This window comes from Mycolicibacterium pyrenivorans, assembly GCF_025821625.1.
GTDB lineage: Bacteria > Actinomycetota > Actinomycetes > Mycobacteriales > Mycobacteriaceae > Mycobacterium > Mycobacterium pyrenivorans.
Window position 1 is genome coordinate 32,193 of sequence record NZ_JACKSH010000234.1, and the last position, 17,714, is coordinate 49,906.

15 protein-coding genes and 1 tRNA gene are annotated in these 17,714 nt (G+C 68.2%); 13 read left to right on the forward strand and 3 right to left on the reverse strand.

Translation table 11 applies throughout. The features are described from left to right. Nucleotides 1–6 precede the first annotated feature (6 nt). The 5 genes from H7I57_RS25160 (at nt 7) to H7I57_RS33595 (ending at nt 5,664) form a co-directional block, all read left to right on the forward strand. Nucleotides 7–1,038: an ABC transporter ATP-binding protein gene (locus H7I57_RS25160; protein ID WP_264026860.1), complete on the forward strand. Its 1,032-nt coding sequence runs from the start codon at nt 7–9 to the stop codon at nt 1,036–1,038. After that, nucleotides 1,035–2,093: an alkaline phosphatase family protein gene (locus tag H7I57_RS25165; protein WP_264026861.1), complete on the forward strand. Its 1,059-nt coding sequence runs from the start codon at nt 1,035–1,037 to the stop codon at nt 2,091–2,093. Before H7I57_RS25160 ends, H7I57_RS25165 begins: the two co-directional genes overlap by 4 nt. 156 nt (nt 2,094–2,249) lie before the next feature. Further along, on the forward strand, nt 2,250–3,230 hold the full coding sequence (locus H7I57_RS25170; RefSeq protein ID WP_264026882.1) for a molybdopterin-dependent oxidoreductase: 981 nt from the start codon (nt 2,250–2,252) through the stop codon (nt 3,228–3,230). Between the two features lie 31 nt (nt 3,231–3,261). Continuing rightward, the gene (locus H7I57_RS25175; RefSeq protein ID WP_264026862.1) at nt 3,262–4,533 is read left to right on the forward strand and encodes an erythromycin esterase family protein; all 1,272 of its coding nucleotides are present in this window, start codon (nt 3,262–3,264) and stop codon (nt 4,531–4,533) included. 51 nt (nt 4,534–4,584) lie between these two features. Beyond that, nucleotides 4,585–5,664 (forward strand): helix-turn-helix transcriptional regulator, encoded by a 1,080-nt coding sequence (locus tag H7I57_RS33595; protein WP_264026863.1) that lies wholly within the window; start codon nt 4,585–4,587, stop codon nt 5,662–5,664. A 10-nt stretch (nt 5,665–5,674) separates the two neighbouring features. On the opposite strand, the gene H7I57_RS25185 is transcribed toward H7I57_RS33595, so the two are convergent. Further along, nucleotides 5,675–6,322 carry a DUF6636 domain-containing protein gene (locus H7I57_RS25185; protein ID WP_264026865.1) on the reverse strand — a complete coding sequence of 216 codons (648 nt, stop codon included), beginning with the start codon at nt 6,320–6,322 and terminating at the stop codon, nt 5,675–5,677. Between the two features lie 419 nt (nt 6,323–6,741). Between H7I57_RS25185 and H7I57_RS25190 the strand changes: the two genes are divergently transcribed. After that, entirely contained in the window at nt 6,742–8,172 is a 1,431-nt protein-coding gene (locus H7I57_RS25190) for a PE-PPE domain-containing protein (RefSeq protein WP_264026867.1), read from the forward strand. A gap of 201 nt (nt 8,173–8,373) precedes the next feature. Here the strand turns inward: H7I57_RS25190 and H7I57_RS25195 are convergent, their stop codons facing one another. Together H7I57_RS25195 and H7I57_RS25200 are read right to left on the reverse strand one after the other, a co-directional pair. Further along, nucleotides 8,374–9,816 (reverse strand): HNH endonuclease signature motif containing protein, encoded by a 1,443-nt coding sequence (locus H7I57_RS25195; RefSeq protein ID WP_264026868.1) that lies wholly within the window; start codon nt 9,814–9,816, stop codon nt 8,374–8,376. Between the two features lie 177 nt (nt 9,817–9,993). Continuing rightward, nucleotides 9,994–10,079: transfer RNA gene (locus tag H7I57_RS25200), tRNA-Leu, on the reverse strand. 249 nt (nt 10,080–10,328) lie between these two features. Here H7I57_RS25200 and H7I57_RS25205 point away from each other — a divergent pair. The 7 genes from H7I57_RS25205 to H7I57_RS25235 all read left to right on the forward strand — a co-directional run. Further along, entirely contained in the window at nt 10,329–11,756 is a 1,428-nt protein-coding gene (locus H7I57_RS25205) for an FhaA domain-containing protein (RefSeq protein ID WP_264026869.1), read from the forward strand. A 30-nt stretch (nt 11,757–11,786) separates the two neighbouring features. Then, complete coding sequence (locus H7I57_RS25210) at nt 11,787–11,972, forward strand: hypothetical protein (RefSeq protein ID WP_264026872.1); 186 nt, start codon at nt 11,787–11,789, stop codon at nt 11,970–11,972. Then, entirely contained in the window at nt 11,948–12,415 is a 468-nt protein-coding gene (locus tag H7I57_RS25215; protein WP_264026874.1) for an FHA domain-containing protein FhaB/FipA, read from the forward strand. Before H7I57_RS25210 ends, H7I57_RS25215 begins: the two co-directional genes overlap by 25 nt. Before the next feature lie 22 nt (nt 12,416–12,437). After that, on the forward strand, nt 12,438–13,961 hold the full coding sequence (locus H7I57_RS25220) for a PP2C family protein-serine/threonine phosphatase (RefSeq protein ID WP_264026875.1): 1,524 nt from the start codon (nt 12,438–12,440) through the stop codon (nt 13,959–13,961). Further along, the gene (locus H7I57_RS25225; protein ID WP_264026876.1) at nt 13,958–15,370 is read left to right on the forward strand and encodes a peptidoglycan glycosyltransferase RodA; all 1,413 of its coding nucleotides are present in this window, start codon (nt 13,958–13,960) and stop codon (nt 15,368–15,370) included. The genes H7I57_RS25220 and H7I57_RS25225 overlap by 4 nt, the downstream gene beginning before the upstream one ends. After that, nucleotides 15,367–16,842: a D,D-transpeptidase PbpA gene (gene pbpA, locus H7I57_RS25230; protein WP_264026878.1), complete on the forward strand. Its 1,476-nt coding sequence runs from the start codon at nt 15,367–15,369 to the stop codon at nt 16,840–16,842. The genes H7I57_RS25225 and pbpA overlap by 4 nt, the downstream gene beginning before the upstream one ends. Beyond that, nucleotides 16,839–17,714 (forward strand): serine/threonine-protein kinase (locus H7I57_RS25235; RefSeq protein WP_264026880.1); only part of this gene is annotated, 876 nt, incomplete at its 3' end. The genes pbpA and H7I57_RS25235, both read left to right, overlap by 4 nt.

Below are 17,714 nucleotides of genomic sequence, written 5' to 3' on the forward strand. Positions count from 1 at the left end.
GACCGCGTGCCCAGCGCAGTTCGGATCGAATCGGCCACCAAGACCTACGGGTCGACGGTCGCCCTGGACGACGTGTCCCTGCAGATCGAGCCCGCCCAGATGGTCGCCCTGCTCGGCCCGTCGGGCTGCGGGAAGACCTCGCTGCTGCGGGCCATCGCGGGGCTGAGCCCCGTCGACCGTGGAGTCATCCGCATCGGCGACCGCGACGTCACGCATGTGCAGGCCCGGCGGCGGCCCATCGGCATGGTGTTCCAGCAGTATGCGCTGTTTCCGAATATGTCGGTGGCAGAGAATATCTCGTTTCCCCTGACCATCAGGCGACAGCGGGGACCGGCGCGTGCGAAGCGGGTCGAGGAACTCCTGGAGCTGATCGGCATGCCCGGACTGGCCGACCGCTACCCCAACCAACTCTCGGGGGGCCAGCAGCAACGGGTCGCGCTGGCGCGCGCGCTGGCACCCGAACCCGACGTGCTGCTGCTCGATGAACCGCTCGCGGCGCTCGACGCCGCGATCCGCAGCGATCTGCGTGACGAGATCCGGCGAATCCAGCATCGGGTAGGCACCACAGCGGTTTTCGTCACCCATGACCAGTCCGAGGCGATGGCCGTCGCGGACCGGGTGGCGGTGATGGACCGCGGCCGCATCCTCGAGGTCGCCGCACCGGCCGAGATCTACGAGCGGCCCGCGTCCCGGTTCGCCGCGACCTTCGTCGGTTCGCGAAACGCACTCGAGCTGCCCGTCGGTCCCGACCGTGTCGTGCGCTGGGGTGAAGCGTTCGCGGTGCCCGCCCCGGAGACCGCAAACGGCAAGGCGCTGGCCGTGTTTCGGCCCGAGGACGTGCGCATCACCGAGCAGCAGGGCATGGCGGCGACGGTCGACGTGGTGGTGTTCCTGGGCGCCGTCAGCCGCGTCTACCTCACCGTGGACGGTGACACCGTGCACGTCGACCTGCCGTCGCGGACCGCCGCGGCGTTCACCCACGGTCAGCGCGTCGGGGTCGCCGTCGCCCCGGAGAACGTCCGGGTGTTCGCCTCGTGAGCGCGGCGGTGGTGTTCGTCATCCTCGACGGGGTCGGGGCGCGCTGGGTCCGTCCGGACACCATGCCGACGTTGCACGCTCTTGCCACGTCGGGGGCGTGGCGGCCCGACGGATCCGAGGCTGTGCTGTGTTCGGCGACCTACCCGAACATCCTCACGCTGATGACCGGCAGCCCGCCGTCCGAGCACCGGGTCTTCGCCAACCCGTTGTTCGGCCACGAGACGACCGCAGGAGCTCAGGTCACCACGATTTTCGAGCGGGCTGCATCGCGCACGTCGGAGTTCGTTGCCGGTGACCAGTACCTGATCGACGTCGCCAGAGGCCGGACGGCCGACCGGCATTGGCCACCGAATGGCGTCCTGCCGCCGGCGGCGGTCCGCGACGAGTTCGGCTACGCCGCCGACGCGGAGGTCCTGCCGCATGCCCTCGCAGCCGCCGAGCGGCGCCCCGATCTGCTCGTCGTCCACCTCAACGGCCCGGACACCGCCTGCCACGTGCACGGGCCCGAGAGTCCCGCCGCCGCCGAGGCGTACCGGACCGCCGACGCGACGCTGGCCACCCTGGTCGACGCGCTCCGGCCGCGCTGGGACGAGTTGCTGCTTCTCATCGCCTCCGATCACGACCAGGAGACGGTGCACGACGACCGCCGCATCGACCTTGCCGGACTGGCCGCAGCGCGGGGTGTCGACGCGACCGTGTTCCACGAGGGAACAGCAGCGGTGGTTCTGGGCCCGGACGCGAGCGACGAGCGCTGGGTGACTGACGTGCCGGGCGTCGAGCGGACGTGGCTCTGCGAACCCGGGGTGCGGATGGTCGCGGCCGAGACCCACGGCTGGTTCGCCGCCCCGGACTACCCGACCCGCGGTGGAAGCCACGGCGGACCCCGGACCCGCGCTCAGGTGGCGGTCGCCACCGGCAGGCACCCGATGGTGGCGCAGATCGCCGAATCCTGGCGGCTGCGGAGGCCGCGAGCGGAGCACTGGGCAGGCCTGGTGCTCGCAGCCGTCCACCCAACGACAGTGCCGACCCGCTTGCGGCCGATCGGTCTGTCGTAGCCGTCCGCCGGGGACACGATGGCCGGTCAGGTGGTCAAGGAAACTCCGATGTCCGGCTGTCCCGTGCAGCCGATCCCAGAATTCTGGTGTTTCCCGGCACCACCGTTGCGGCGGATCGGTCTGCGGGTGTTCGGTGGAGGTGTGAACCCGGTGAGAATGGAACCCGCAGGCCCGTTCAAGCGGGATCCCCCGGCACCGCACGAACTGCGCGACCGATACACGGCCACCAGCGACGTGGTTGTGTTGTGTCACTTCGGAGTTCCACGCTTGGACCGTGACCTGTGGTCGCTGACGATCGACGGGCTGGTGGAGCGTCCGCTCACCGTGGATTTCAACGCGCTGACGGCGTATCCGAGAACCGAGGTGGCGGCAGTCCACGAGTGTTGCGGGAGCCCGTTCGACCCGCTGATACCCACCCGTCGGGTGGCGAACGTGCGGTGGGCGGGCGCGTCCCTGGCAGACATACTCGCCGATTGCCGGCCCCGCCCCGAGGCAGCCTACGTCTGGTCCTACGGTGCCGATTCCGGGGTGTTCGGCGGTGTCGAGGTGGACGCCTACGTCAAGGATCTCCCGTTGGTACGCGTGCCTGCCGGGGTGTTGATCGCCTACGAGTTGAACGGCGCCCCGTTGCCCGCCGAACACGGCTTTCCGGCGCGTCTGGTGGTTCCCGGGTTCTACGGCACTAACAGTGTCAAGTGGCTGCGACGGATCACGCTGACCGACCGCCGGGCGCCCGGGCCCCTGACCTCGCGGTGGTATCAGGACGTGCAGTTGGACGCGGGCGGACGGCCGGTCGGGCCGCCCACACCGGTGTGGGGGATCGCCCCGGAGGCGTTGATCGTCGCACCCGCCGACGGCGCCGCCGTCGACCGCGGAGTCACCGGCGAGATCTGGGGGTGGGCGTGGGCCGACGGCGGCGTGTCCTCAGTCGAGGTCCACGACGGTGCCGGCGGGTGGCGTCAGGCCCAGCTGGAGGAAGCGGACACCGCGCAGTGGCAACGGTTTTGGGCAGAGTGGACGCCGGGATCCGTCGGGGACATCGAACTCACCGCACGGGCGACCTCCATCAGTGGCGCGCGGCAGCCGATGACGGGGCGGCGCAATGCCGTGCACCGGGTGGTCGTCGCCGTCCGCTGAGCCCACGTTCATCACGACGGGAAGGTGATGCATGCACCGCAGACTGGGAACGCCCGCCCTCATCGAGCCCGACCGCGTCAGCGATCTCGGCGTCGACGACGCGGCGTCAGTGGAGCGGTTGACACCCCTGCTGCCGGTTGTCGGCGACGCACGGGTGGTCGCCCTCGGAGAGGGCGCGCACTTCGTCAGCGAATACTGGACGTTGCGGCATCAGATCATCCGCTTCCTTCATGAACGGGCCGGGTTCGCCCTCGTGGCAATGGAATTCGGGCTCGGCGAGGGACTTGCGCTTGCACCATGGCTGCGCGGTGACGTTGCGGTCGGCGACCTCGCGTCGATCAGCCCGGCCGCGGTGCAGTGGGGCGCCGGTGACACGATGCGGTTCCTGCGCGACCTCAACACGACGGCGGCGCGCACAGGTCGTCCGCTTCCGCTGGAGTTCGCCGGCATCGACCTGCCCAACGCCGCCGGGTCGTTTCGACCGGCGCTCGAACCCCTGCAGAGCTACCTCGCCGCGGTCGATCCCGATCTGCCGCTGGCCTCGATTCGGTCGATCACCGACCGCGTCGACGCCGGTTCCGGCGTCACCGCCTTGATCGCCTGGTCACGCCTGGCGCTCGACGAGAAGGACGCCGTCATCTCGGGTTTGGCGCAGGTGGCGTTGCGCATGCGCGCACTGCAACCACATTACGCGAACCAGACCGCCCCGGTGGACCACCGCACCGCGTTGCTCCTCGCCGAAGCCGCGCTCACCACCGCCTACATGCTGCAGGCTGCTCACACAAGGGCGACCGGTGCGGCCCGTGACCTTGACAGCAGTGCCCGTGAACGGTTCATGGCCGACGCCGTTCTGGCATACCTGGATCGCGCCGACAAGAAGATCATCGTCCTCGCGCACAACAACCACATCCAGAAGACACCTGTGACGTTCGCTGGCGCCACCTACACCCTGCCGATGGGCCGCTACCTAGCTCAACACCTCGGTGACGACTACCGCGTGATCGGCCAGACATCTACCGACGACCACGTGCCCGACATGGTCGCCGACCCAGACAGCCCTGTCGGGTTCCGCGTCGTCGATCAGAAGCTGCCGCCGCCGCCAGAAGGCAGCCTCGAGCACGCACTCGGCGGGATCGACCCATCAGGCCGCGCATACCTGCTCAACCTGCGGAACTGCTCCGATGCGATGGCGCTCAACAGCATTCGCAGTCAAGGCGGATACGTCGAGACCGAAGTCGGCGCGGCGTTCGACGCGGTGGTCACCCACCCACGGATCACCACCCAGGCCGGCGTGGGCCTCTGATCGGTGTCAATTCACTGGGGCTCGCGGTGACCGGCGCGGTAAGCTGATCCGGTGCGATCTCACGCACAGGAGCGCGCCCGGCGCGCCATCACCCGTCTGGCTCACCAAGGCCGTGGCGCCGGGGAGTTCGCCCTTGCCGCCGCCCGTGCATTGCGGCCCGCCGTCGGCTTCGATGGCGTGTGCGTCTTGATGTTCGACCCCGCGACCCTGCTGCAGACCGGCGAGGTCGTCGAGAACGGCCTGCCCGTCGAAGCCTTCCAGCGGATGACGCAGATCGAGGTCGGCGAGGACGATTTCAACAAGTTCGCCGCGCTGGCGCTCTCACGCCGACCGGCAGCGAGCCTGTACGCGTCCACCGGGGGCCAACTCGAACGCAGTGTGCGTCACCGCGAAGTCCGCGGCCCCAACGGGATACACGGCGATGAGCTGCGCGCCTCGCTGGTGAGTCGATCCGGCACCTGGGGCGGTATCACGCTGCTGCGCGCGGATGGGCCGCCGTTCACCCCTTCTGATGTCGGATTCCTCGCCGCGATGTCCCGCCAACTTGCCGACGGGCTACGCCAGTCGCTGCTGATCGACGCGACCGCCGAAAACCGGCCGAGAACCGACGCCGGTCTCCTTGTGCTGGCCGACGACAACTCGATCGAGCTGGCCAACGCCGCTGCCTGGGAGTGGTTGGAGGAACTCGGCTCCGGGGCGGCAACCGGAGCGTCAGTGCCGCCCGTGGTGCACGCCGTCGCGAGTCATGCCCGAAGCCTGGCGGCAGGTGGTGACACCGGGAGCGCGGCCAGCGCCCGGCTTCGGACTCGGGCCGGGCGGTGGTTGCTGGTACGGGGTTCGCTACTGGGTGAGGCCCCGCACCAACGTGCAGCGGTCATTCTCGAGGCAGCGCAACCTCGCAGTCTGTTTCCGCTCATCTCACGGGTCTACGGTCTAACCGAACCGGAGAGGCGCGTCTCAGAACTCGTCGCCCAGGGCCTTCCGACGCGGGAGATCGCAGGCAGGCTTCACCTGACGCAGTACACGGTGCAAGACCACCTGAAGTCGATCTTCACCAAGATCGGTGTACACACCCGGGGCGAGTTGATCGCGCGCATCTATCTGCATGGCGGCGAACCCGACCAACTGTGAGGAGTCCCGTTCAGAAGAGATTATAGGACTCACGGGAAATCGTGAAGCCGTGGCCGGACTCGTCATCGCGGCAGGTGATCCCCGATTCCGCGCTCTCGCAACGCATCACCCCGACGATGACCTTCTCGCCGTATGCGAGCGGTTCGGCCCCTGGGTCGAGGACAGTGTCGCCGGCACAGACGAAGTGCGCCGGTCCACCGCGGCTGACTGCGATCCTGGCGTATTCGAGCCTGCAGTTCGCGGGTCGCGGCGGCGGTGACCAATCGCGCTCGCGGATGTTGCAGCCCACGCCGGTCGGGGTCAGTAGGCAGCCGATGTTCCCACTGGGAGAGCGGATGTCGGTGTACCTGGGAATGTGGTCCGCCGGCGCCGTGATGATCGGCGGGTAAGGGGATTCGTGCGTCGGCCCCTCCCTAGTGGTCGCTAGAGAGCTGACGGTGCCCACATCGGGGAGACTGCTGCACCCGGCGACCGCGACCGCCACGGCGACACCGACACCGACGATCGCGGCGCAACGCTTCGCCACATGGCCTGTACGGCTTAGCCGTTCGAATCGATGCCGGGTGCGCACGTGGATGTGAGGCATTTCAATTCCTTTCCGGCCCATCAGTACTTCGCCGCCCGGCCCGTATGCAGGACGGCGCGGGTTCACGCTCATTGCCACGACCTCGGCGCGGGCCCGTCGCGGGCTGTCAACCAGTGTGACGCTGTCGGCCGCGGCCAACCATCCCAGATGTCTGGGGATGTTCGCTGCGGTCGCGGCGTGCCGATGTTATTGGCCGAGTGGTGGTTTCAGGAGGATCAACGGCGCGAAGACGGCGGTGACAGACCCCAGAGTTCTGGGATGGTTTTGGTGCTCAACGGCCCATAACTTCGACGCCGAAATCATCGAACCGCTGTGGGTCCGTCGTTCGCCGGTGCCGTCGAGTACGCCCTGGGCTCCAGCAAGCGACAGGAGTGGCAAACCACATGGGTAGGCATCGAAAGTTGTCGGAAATAGGCTGGGGTACATGGCTCACGGGGGGTCTGGCTCTGAATGCGGCGGTCGTAGTCGCCGCCCCCCCTATTGGCAGCCCTTTGATCACTGCCAACTTGGCGGCGGCTACCAGCATCTTCGTCGATGGGTCGAAGCCGATCCTCGGAGGACGCGAGGACGGCGTTCCGTTCTATCGGATGGCCGACTCGTTCAGAGGCGGCTACAGCGTGCCGGAGTACATCGAGAACTTCGTCATCTATCCACGCAGCCTTGGAGTGCTCACCGGCTGGGGTGATCCGACGTACGACGACTCCGAGGGCGAAGGAACCGCCAACACCATCGAAGTCGTCCGAAAAGTCAAGAACGACCCGACCTTTCAGCCCGGCGACCCGATTCACATCGTGGGATACTCCCAGGGAGCGGGGGCGGCGTCCGCCGCGATTACCGAGCTGGAAGGCGACGAGTTCGCCGGGGACAACCTCCAGTTCGTTCTGGCCAGCAACCCGTCGCGCAACGACGGCGGCATCCTGACACGGTTCCCCGAGGGGTTTCGCCTGCCCATCATCGGGGTCTCCTTCGGTGAGGGTGTCACCACCACCGATCCCGACACCGATATCGTGCAGGTGACCAAGCAGTACGACGGCGTGGCCGACGCGCCGGACTATGTGGTGAATGTCGTCGCGGACGTGAACGCCGTCCTCGGCTTCGCTTACTTGCACGCCGGCTACTACAAGGACGTCGACCGCGTAGACCCCGAGACCCTCGACCCCGACAGCCCGCCAGAGGGAATGCTCGTGTCGACGAACACCACCGGCACCGTCACCGATGTGGTGCTCGAGGCACCCGTGGGCGAGTTGCCGTTGACCATGCCGCTGCGTCAGCTCGGTGTCTCTACCGACGTGGTGGTCGCGCTCGACCCGTTCCTGCGCTCGGTGATCGAGACCGGCTACGACAGGCCGGTCGGCTCGGGCGCGTATCCCGATGAGCCGGAGCCGTTCAGGTTGGCACCACGACCGGATCAGCGGCGCTCGAATGCAGCGTCTGTCGCCGAGGGCCTGGCAGAGACGAAGCGCCGCCTCGGTGCGCTGCACGAGGAAGACGGGAGCGCCGATCAAGTAGTGGACGGCGATGCCGGATCACTCGAGCCGGGACCGGAGGACGACGATCGTCACGACCGCAACCCCTCGTCGTCGGACGACCCTGCGGACGCCGCCCACAGCGTCGACGACCCGCAGGAGGCCGGCCAATCCCCCGAGCGCTTTCGTCGCCACCAGACAAAGTGGACATCAACCCGGTCGCGAGCGGCGGACGATGGCGTCGGGACAGCTCGGACCAAGTCCGCTCCGGACGCCGAGGTCGGTGCGCACCGATCACCCGGATCGCGGCCAGTGCGGCGCGGCGATACCGAGCCGAGAGCTAGGAACGACAACTCCCCACGCCGAGAGGATGCTCCTACGTCTGGGCATCGATACGGCGCCGGGCGGCAGGCTGCCAGCATCACGCGGTCCGAGCTGCCGGGAAGATCACTCTAGACGCGCCGTTCAGCGGCGGGAGGCGCCGCGTCGTGAAGCCCGAGGTTGCCCAGTTTGGTGCGTACCGCCGGCACGGATTTGGGTGCGGCCGTTGCTGATTTTCGACTGGCGGTAGCAGCGGGCAGCGCGAACAAATGTCTTTATGCGCCAAGCCGTTTGTAAGTAGGGATAGTGCTGACATGACCAGTCCCACGGAGCGACTTAGTTGTTGGTCGCTGGTGGTTGTGGTTGGAAGGGTGTGTACCACCACCAGTCGGCGCGTTCGCCGGTGGGCCCGGGGTAGGGCGCGACCGCGGGTGGGGGTGTGGTGGGTGGGCGGGCCAGTGATCCCGCGCTGAGTTTTCGACCGGTGTTGTCGGTGACGGTGAGGTGGTGGGCGGGTCCGGTGATGGTGATGACGCCGCGGTGGTGTGCCCGGTGGTGGTGAGGGCAGACCAGCGCGAGGTCGGTGACGGTGAGGTGGTGGGCGGGTCCGGTGATGGTGATGACGCCGCGGTGGTGTGCCCGGTGGTGGTGAGGGCAGACCAGCGCGAGGTTGTCCAGTTCGGTGGGGCCGCCGTCTTCCCAGTGCTGCAGGTGGTGGGCGTGCAGGCCCCGGGTTGCCCCGCAGCCGGGGACCACGCAGCTGTGGTCGCGGTGCTCCAGGGCGCGACGCAGCCGGCGGCCGACCGTTCGGGTCGCCCGCCCGGCACCGATGGGCTGGCCGTCGCGTTCGAACCANACNTCGCAGGTGGCGTCGCAGAGCAGATAGCGGCGGTCGGCATCGGGCAGCAGCGGGCCCAGGTGCAGCGCGGCGATGCGCTGCGTGATGTCGAGGTGCACGACCACGGTGGTGCGTTGNCCGTGGGGGCGGCGGGTGGCCTCGGTGTCCCAGCCGGCGTCGACCAGGCTCANGAACGCCTCGACGGTGCCCGGCAGCGGGGGTGCCTGATCGGATACCCGATCACCGTCGGGGTGGTGGTCGTGTTTCCACTCGGTGATCAGCGCATCGTGATGAGACTGCAGGGCGGCGTCGACCTTCGCCGCGTCGTCGTGCGGCAGCCGGATCCGGAAGGTGGTGTGCTGATCGTCGCTGGTCTTGGTGATCGACGGCGGTGATGGCGGCTTGGGGTCGGGGTCGGGTCGGGGTTCGAGTTTGACCGCGGTGCGCAACTGGGCGACCGTCGCACTTTCGGCGAGTTCGGCGTAGTGGGCGTCGGATCCCTCGCCCGCCAGCTCGGCGATCACCCCGACCTGATCCAGNGACAGCCGGCCNTCCCGCAAACCGGCCACGCAGCGGGGGAACTGTTCGAGGCGCCGCGCGACGGTGACGACCGTCTGGGCGTTGTTCGGCGAGGTGCCGGTTTTCCANGCCAGCAGCGCCGCGATCGACCGCGCCCCGGTGGCGCCGCACAGTTCGTCGCGCTCCATCTCGGCGGCGATCTCCACGATCCGCCCGTCGATCGCATTGCGCTGACCGGCCAACTCCGCCAACTCCTCGAACAACACCTCAAGACGCTGGTCAGGACGCACCCCAGCGGCCAATGANATCCGCCCGTCGATCGCATTGCGCTGACCGGCCAACTCCGCCAACTCCTCGAACAACACCTCAAGACGCTGGTCAGGACGCACCCCAGCGGCCAATGAGGCTGCGGACGAAGACATGACCCCATCATCGCAACAGGCACTGACAGATCCGGGCCCGCGAAACTCAGTCCCATGCGATGAGCGGCGCGGTTCCCACGCCGTATGAGACGACCGTCGCCCAACCCCACCAAACACAAAGGTCACGACCCATTCCTGGTTCGTGACCTTTGTCGTCGCAGTTCGTAGAACCGCTCGTGGTGGGCGAAGGGGGACTTGAACCCCCACGTCCCGAAGGACACTGGCACCTGAAGCCAGCGCGTCTGCCATTCCGCCACTCGCCCGAATGACCGAGGGAGCCTATCACGCAGACAACCCCTCGTTCCAAACGTACTGGCGGACCCCCACGATCGCCAAAACCGATCGCCGCAGCGCTGTGAGCTGCCACGATGGGATTCTTACAGTTCTGTTGGTCCCGTATCGACCGACATGGCCGATACCATGCTTCCAAGCAACGCTGCCAGCCGACACGCTGGCGGCGTAACCGTGTGAGCAGGAATGTCGATACACAGCCGAGGGAGGCGAACGGGGACATGGGTTTGGTCGACCGCTTCGAGCGCAAGCTCGAGAACACGGTCGGCGACGCATTTGCCAGGGTTTTCGGAGGATCGATCGTGCCCCAGGAAGTGGAGTCGCTGCTCCGCCGGGAGGCCGACTCCGGTGCTCGGGAAATCCCGGGCCGCCGCATTTTGGCCCCGAACGACTACGTCATTACCCTCAGTGTGCCTGATTACCGCAAGGTGAGTGCCGATCCGGACATCACCTCGACCACGTTCGCCAAGCACTTGGAGGGATACGTCCATGAGCAGGGTTGGCAAACGTATGGTGATGTGGTTGTCAGATTCGAGCAGTCGCCCAACCTGCACACCGGACAGTTTCGCGCGCGTGGTGCGGTCAACCCCGACTCGACCACAGGCGATCCCGCCCCACCTCGAGAACTTTCGTCCAACGCAGAACCAGGAGTTCCACCGATGACCGACAATCCGAGTTACCGCGGCCAGGGACAGGGTCGGCCCGCAGACGAGTACTACAACCGCTCCGAGGACGACCGCTACAACCGTCCCGACGAGCAGCGCGGCCAGCACCCGCCGTCCGAGCAGGGCGGCTACCCGCCGCAGGGTGAGCCCAACTATCCGCCCCGTGGGGGCTACCCGGATCAGGGTGGCTATCCGGACCAGGGCGGCTACCCCGACCAGGGTTACCCGCCGCCGTCCTACGAGCAGCGTCCGCCCGCGGGCTACGGCCCCCAGCCCCAGGGCGGCTACCCCGACCAGGGCTACCGGCAGCCACCCGCAGGCTACGGCCCGCCTCCCGGTGGGCAGCCCGGCTACGGTGCCCCCCCGGCAGGCCCACCCAATGACTACGACTACGGCAGGCCGCCGGGACGCCCCGACGACGGTGGCTATCCCCCGCAGGGTCGTCCGTCCTACCCGGACCAGGGTGGCTACCCCGATCACGGTGGCTACCCCGACCAGGGCGGCGGTTACGGCGCCCAGGGCGGCCAGGCCTACGGTCGGCAGGATTACGCCCAGCCCGATTACGGGCGCTACGGCGAGGCCCCTGCCGGCTACGCCGATCAGGGCTACGGCGACCAGGGGTACGCCGACCAGGGCTACGGCGCGGGCGGGTACGGCACCGCCGGTTACGGAGCCCAGGGTGACTACCCTTCGGCGGGTTCGACGGTCACCCTGCAGCTGGATGACGGCAGTGGCCGCACCTACCAGCTGCGTGAGGGCGCCAACGTGATCGGCCGCGGCCAGGACGCCCAGTTCCGGTTGCCCGACACGGGAGTGTCCCGCAGGCACCTGGAGATCCGCTGGGACGGCCAGGTCGCGCTATTGTCGGACCTCAACTCCACCAATGGCACGACGGTGAACAACGCTCCCGTACAGGAGTGGCAGCTGGCCGACGGCGACGTCATCCGGCTCGGACACTCCGAGATCATCGTCCGCGTTCACTGAGGGTCGACCGCTCCGAGAAAAGCGGTCTGCTTGACCCTCACGTCGATCGACACCCAAGTATGGTGGCGGTGCCGAAAGGACGCCGACGAGCGCTTGCGCGAGGAGTATCACGGGGTCGAGCGCTCGCGCGAGGAGTATGACGCCGACGAGCGCTTGCGCGAGGAGTATCACGGGGACGGAGAGGACGTCAGATGCAGGGGCTGGTACTGCAGCTGACCCGTGTCGGTTTCCTGCTGCTGCTGTGGCTGTTCATCTGGTCGGTGCTGCGCATTCTGCGCACCGACATCTACGCGCCGACGGGCTCGGTGATGGTGCGCCGCGGACTCCCGCTTCGCGGGTCGCTGCTGCCCAACCGTGGCCGCAGGAACGTCCCGCGGCAGCTGGTCGTCACCGACGGTGCGCTGAAGGGCACCCGCATCCCGCTCGGCACCCAGCCGGTGCTGATCGGTCGCGCCGACGACTCCACTCTGGTGCTCACCGACGATTACGCCTCGACTCGCCACGCAAGGCTCTCGCCACGAGGTCCTGAATGGTATGTAGAGGACCTAGGATCGACCAACGGTACATACCTCGACAGGGCGAAGGTGACGACGGCGGTACGAGTTCCGATGGGCACGCCGGTGCGGATCGGCAAGACGGTGATCGAGTTGCGCCCGTGACGCCGCGCACGCGAGGAGCGATGTGACACTCGTACTTCGATACGCCGCGCGCAGCGACCGCGGGTTGGTCCGCGCCAACAACGAGGACTCCGTCTATGCCGGCGCACGCCTGCTGGCGCTCGCCGACGGGATGGGCGGCCACGCAGCCGGAGAGGTGGCCTCCCAGCTGGTCATCGCCGCCCTGGCCCACCTCGACGACGACGAGCCCGGCGGGGACCTGCTCAGCAAGCTCGACGCCGCGGTCCGCGAGGGCAATTCGGCGATCGCCGAGCACGTGGAGGCCGACCCCGAACTCGAGGGCATGGGCACCACGCTGACGGCAATCCTGTTCGCAGGCAACCGACTTGGTCTGGTGCACATCGGCGATTCCCGCGGCTACATGTTGCGCGACGGTGAGCTCACCCAGATCACCAAGGACGACACGTTCGTCCAGACGTTGGTCGACGAGGGTCGCATCACCGCCGAGGAGGCGCACAGCCATCCGCAGCGCTCGCTGATCATGCGCGCGCTGACCGGTCACGAGGTGGAGCCGACGCTGATCATGCGCGAGGCCCGCGCCGGTGACCGGTATCTGCTGTGCTCCGACGGACTGTCCGATCCGGTCAGCCACGACACCATCCTGGAGGCGCTGCAGATCTCCGACGTCGCAGAAAGCGCCGACCGGCTCATCGAGTTGGCGCTGCGCGGCGGCGGACCCGACAACGTCACCGTGGTGGTGGCCGACGTCGTCGACTACGACTACGGCCAGACGCAGCCGATCCTGGCGGGTGCGGTCTCCGGCGACGACGACCAGAGCGCCCCGCCGAACACCGCCGCCGGCCGGGCATCGGCGTTCAACCCGAAACGGAACGTCGCCAAACGCGTTGTGCCCCAACCCGAAGAACCGCCGCCGCGTCCCCGGTCACGGCGCCGCATGTTCATCACTGCCGCAGTGCTGATCCTGGTGGTGCTCGCCGGCCTGGCCGTCGGACGCGAGATCGTGCGCAACAACTACTACGTGAGCGAACACGACGGCACCGTCTCGATCATGCGGGGTGTCCAGGGTTCGTTTCTCGGACTCTCCCTGCAGGAGCCTTATCTCCTCGGCTGTTTGAACACCCGCAACGAACTCTCCCTCATCAGCGCAACCCAGTCCCGCGACGATCTGGACTGCCGACTGCTCGGCGTCGACGACATGCGCCCCTCCGAGCGCGCGCAGGTGATCGCCGGTCTCCCTTCGGGCACGCTCGACGAAGCCATCAGCCAGATAGAGGAACTGTCCCGCAGCTCGGTGCTTCCGGTGTGCGCACCGCGTCCCACGGTGCGACCCACCACGACGCCTCCGCCGTCGCCCCGGCCCGCCGCCCCGACGCCAACCTCCGCGACGCCGGAAAACCCAGGGCCGAGCGGTGTTCCGCGTACCAGTGCTCCGGCGCCCGCACCCGAGACACCCAGGACGGTCACCAGCTCCCCCGTGCCTCACGGCCCACCGGCGCCGTCGCCGACCGTGACCGCGCTTCCGCCGCCACCACCTGAGCCGGGAACGAACTGCCGGGAAGTGTCATGACGACCCAGCCGCAGGCAGCGGTCGCCGTGACGCCTCCCCTGCCGAACCGCCGTAACGAAGAGCTGCTGTTGCTGGGCTTCGCGGCGGTCATCACCACGGTGGCGCTGTTGCTCGTCGAGGCCAATCAGGAACAGGGTTTGCGCTGGGACCTGGCGCAGTACACCGTCGCGTATCTCGCCCTGTTCATCGGTGCGCACCTGGCGGTGCGGCGCTTCACCCCCTACGCCGACCCGCTGCTGCTTCCCGTGGTGGCGCTGCTGAACGGCCTGGGGCTGGTGATGATTCACCGCCTCGACGTCGCCGAAGGGGAGAACACCTCGCAGGGTCTGGGCGGCACGGCGAACCAACAGATGCTGTGGACGCTGGTCGGTGTCGTCGGCTTCTCGCTCGTGGTGATCTTCCTGCGCGATCACCGAGTGTTGTCCCGGTACGGCTACCTCTGCGGGCTGGCCGGTCTGGTTCTGTTGGCGATACCGGCCCTCCTGCCGCGTTCGATGTCCGAGCAGAACGGTGCCAAGATCTGGATTCAGTTGCCGGGCTTCTCGATTCAGCCCGCCGAGTTCTCCAAGATCCTGCTCCTGATCTTCTTCGCCGCGGTGTTGGTGTCCAAGCGCAGCCTGTTCACCAGCGCCGGGAAGCACGTGCTCGGGATGGACCTGCCCCGGCCCCGCGACCTGGCTCCGCTGCTGGCGGCGTGGATCGCCTCGATCGGCGTGATGATCTTCGAGAAGGATCTGGGCACCTCACTGCTGCTCTATGCGTCGTTCCTGGTGATGGTGTACATCGCCACCGAACGCTTCAGCTGGGTGGTCCTGGGTCTGGCGTTGTTCGCCGCGGGAAGCATTGCGGCGTTCTACCTTTTCGATCACGTGCGGGTCCGGGTCCAGACATGGCGGGATCCGTTCGCCGACCCCGACGGCGCCGGCTACCAGATGGTGCAGTCGCTGTTCAGCTTCGCCACCGGCGGGATCTTCGGCACCGGGTTGGGCAACGGCCAGCCGGGCACCATTCCCGCCGCGTCCACCGACTTCATCATCGCCGCGGTCGGTGAGGAACTCGGGCTCGTCGGCCTGGCAGCGGTTCTCATGCTGTACACCATCGTGATCATTCGCGGCCTGCGGACCGCGATCGCGGTGCGCGACAGCTTCGGCAAGCTCCTCGCCGCCGGACTTGCGACCACGCTGGCGATCCAGTTGTTCATCGTGGTCGGCGGTGTCACCAAGCTGATCCCGCTGACCGGACTGACCACGCCGTGGATGTCCTACGGCGGCTCGTCGCTGGTGGCGAATTACCTGCTGCTGGCCATCCTGGTCCGGATCTCGCACTCCGCCCGCCGGCCCATCGGTGCCGCGCCGCTCCCGGCCGGTCCCATCGCGGCAGCCAGCACCGAGGTGATCGGAAAGGTATGAACACCTCGCTGCGCCGCATCTCCGTCATGATCATGGCCCTGGTCGTGCTGCTGCTCGCGAACGCCACCCTGACCCAGGTGTTCACCGCCGACGGCCTACGTTCGGATCCCCGCAACCAGCGGGTGCTGCTCGACGAATACGCCCGCCAGCGCGGCCAGATCTCGGCGGGCGGGCAGCTGCTGGCCTATTCGGTGTCGACGGAGGGCCGGTACCGGTTCCTGCGGGTCTACCCCAACCCGCTGACGTACGCGCCGGTCACCGGCTTCTACTCGCTGAGCTACTCGAGCACCGGCCTGGAGCGCGCCGAGGACACCATCCTCAACGGCTCCGACCAACGGCTGTTCGGCCGCCGGCTCGCCGACTTCTTCACCGGCCGCGACCCTCGCGGCGGCAACGTCGACACCACGATCAATCCGCAGGTACAGCAGGCCGCCTGGGACGCCATGCAGGACGGCTGTGACGGGCCCTGCCGGGGTGCTGTCGTCGCCCTGGAGCCGTCGACCGGCAAGATCCTGGCGATGGTGTCGTCGCCGTCCTACGATCCGAACCTGTTGGCGACTCACGACATCTCCGAGCAGGCGGCCGCCTGGGCGCAGCTGCGGGACGATCCCGACTCCCCGCTGCTGAACCGGGCGATCTCCGAGACCTACCCGCCGGGCTCCACCTTCAAGGTGCTCACCACCGCGGCGGCGCTGCAGTCGGGAGCCACCCCGGACACCGAACTGACGGCGCGGGCGCAGATCCCGCTTCCCGACAGCACCGCGACGTTGGAGAACTTCGGTGGCACCCCGTGCGGGGGTGGACCGACGGCGACGCTGCGTTATGCGTTCGCCAACTCCTGCAACACCGCGTTCGTCGAACTGGGCATCGAGACCGGCGCCGACCGGCTTCGCTCGACGGCGCAGGCGTTCGGGGTCGGCATCCTTCCCCCGCCCATTCCGCTGCAGGTCGTGGAGTCGGCGGTCGGCCCGATCGCCGACAACGCCGCGCTCGGGATGTCGAGCATCGGACAGAAGGACGTGGCGCTGACGCCCCTGCAGAACGCGATGATCGCGGCGACCATCGCGAACAAGGGGGTCACGATGCGGCCCTACCTGGTCGACAGCCTGCGGGGTCCCGACCTCGCCAACCTCGCCACGACCGAACCCGTCGAAGAGCGGCGAGCCGTCACCGAGCCGGTCGCGGATACACTTACGGACTTGATGGTCGCCGCCGAGCAGGTGACTCAGCAGAAGGGAGCCATCGCCGGCGTGCAGATCGCATCCAAGACCGGCACTGCGGAGCACGGTACGGATCCGCGTAACACGCCGCCGCATGCCTGGTACATCGCTTTTGCGCCCGCTCAGGCACCGAAGGTCGCGGTCGCGGTGCTTGTCGAGAACGGCGGCGAGCGCCTGTCGGCGACCGGTGGCGCGGTGGCGGCTCCGATCGGCCGCGCGACGATCGCCGCGGCACTGCGGGAGGCCTCGTGAGCGCCCGCGTCGGAGTGACGCTGTCCGGCCGTTATCGCCTGCAGCGTCTGATCGCCACCGGCGGCATGGGCCAGGTCTGGGAGGGAGTCGACTCCCGGCTGGGTCGCCGCGTCGCGATCAAGGTGCTCAAGGCCGAGTATTCGACCGACCCCGAGTTCGTCGAGCGGTTCCGCGCCGAGGCGCGCACGGTCGCGATGCTCAACCATCCGGGTATCGCCGGCGTGTACGACTACGGCGAGACCGACATCGACGGTGAAGGTCGCACCGCCTACCTGGTGATGGAACTGGTCAACGGGGAGCCCCTGAACTCGGTGATCAAGCGGACCGGGCGGCTGTCGCTACGGCACGCGCTGGACATGCTCGAGCAGACCGGCAGGGCGCTGCAGGTCGCCCACACCGCGGGCCTGGTGCACCGCGACGTCAAGCCGGGCAACATCCTCATCACCCCCACCGGGCAGGTGAAGCTCACCGATTTCGGCATCGCCAAGGCCGTCGACGCCGCACCCGTCACACAGACCGGCATGGTGATGGGCACCGCGCAGTACATCGCGCCCGAACAGGCGCTCGGACATGACGCGACCGCCGCCAGCGACGTCTACTCCCTGGGTGTGGTCGGCTACGAGTCCGTGTCGGGCAAGCGGCCCTTCACCGGCGACGGCGCGCTGACCGTGGCGATGAAGCACATCAAGGAGAACCCTCCCCCGCTGCCCGCCGACCTGCCGCCCAACGTCCGCGAACTCATCGAGATCACCCTCGTCAAGAACCCCGGCATGCGCTACAAGTCCGGCGGGCCGTTCGCCGACGCCGTGGCCGCGGTCCGGTCCGGCCGCCGGCCCCCCAGGCCCAACGCGGCCCCGTCCCTCGGACGCGCC

Bases quoted from the DNA above. Each gene is read 5' to 3' on its own strand.
- H7I57_RS25170 (WP_264026882.1), top strand. From the start codon at position 2,250: ATGGAACCCGCAGGCCCGTTCAAGCGGGATCCCCCGGCACCGCACGAA.
- H7I57_RS25175 (WP_264026862.1), top strand. From the start codon at position 3,262: ATGCACCGCAGACTGGGAACGCCCGCCCTCATCGAGCCCGACCGCGTC.
- H7I57_RS25185 (WP_264026865.1), bottom strand. From the start codon at position 6,322: ATGAGCGTGAACCCGCGCCGTCCTGCATACGGGCCGGGCGGCGAAGTA.
- H7I57_RS25205 (WP_264026869.1), top strand. From the start codon at position 10,329: ATGGGTTTGGTCGACCGCTTCGAGCGCAAGCTCGAGAACACGGTCGGC.
- H7I57_RS25215 (WP_264026874.1), top strand. From the start codon at position 11,948: ATGCAGGGGCTGGTACTGCAGCTGACCCGTGTCGGTTTCCTGCTGCTG.
- H7I57_RS25225 (WP_264026876.1), top strand. From the start codon at position 13,958: ATGACGACCCAGCCGCAGGCAGCGGTCGCCGTGACGCCTCCCCTGCCG.
- pbpA (WP_264026878.1), top strand. From the start codon at position 15,367: ATGAACACCTCGCTGCGCCGCATCTCCGTCATGATCATGGCCCTGGTC.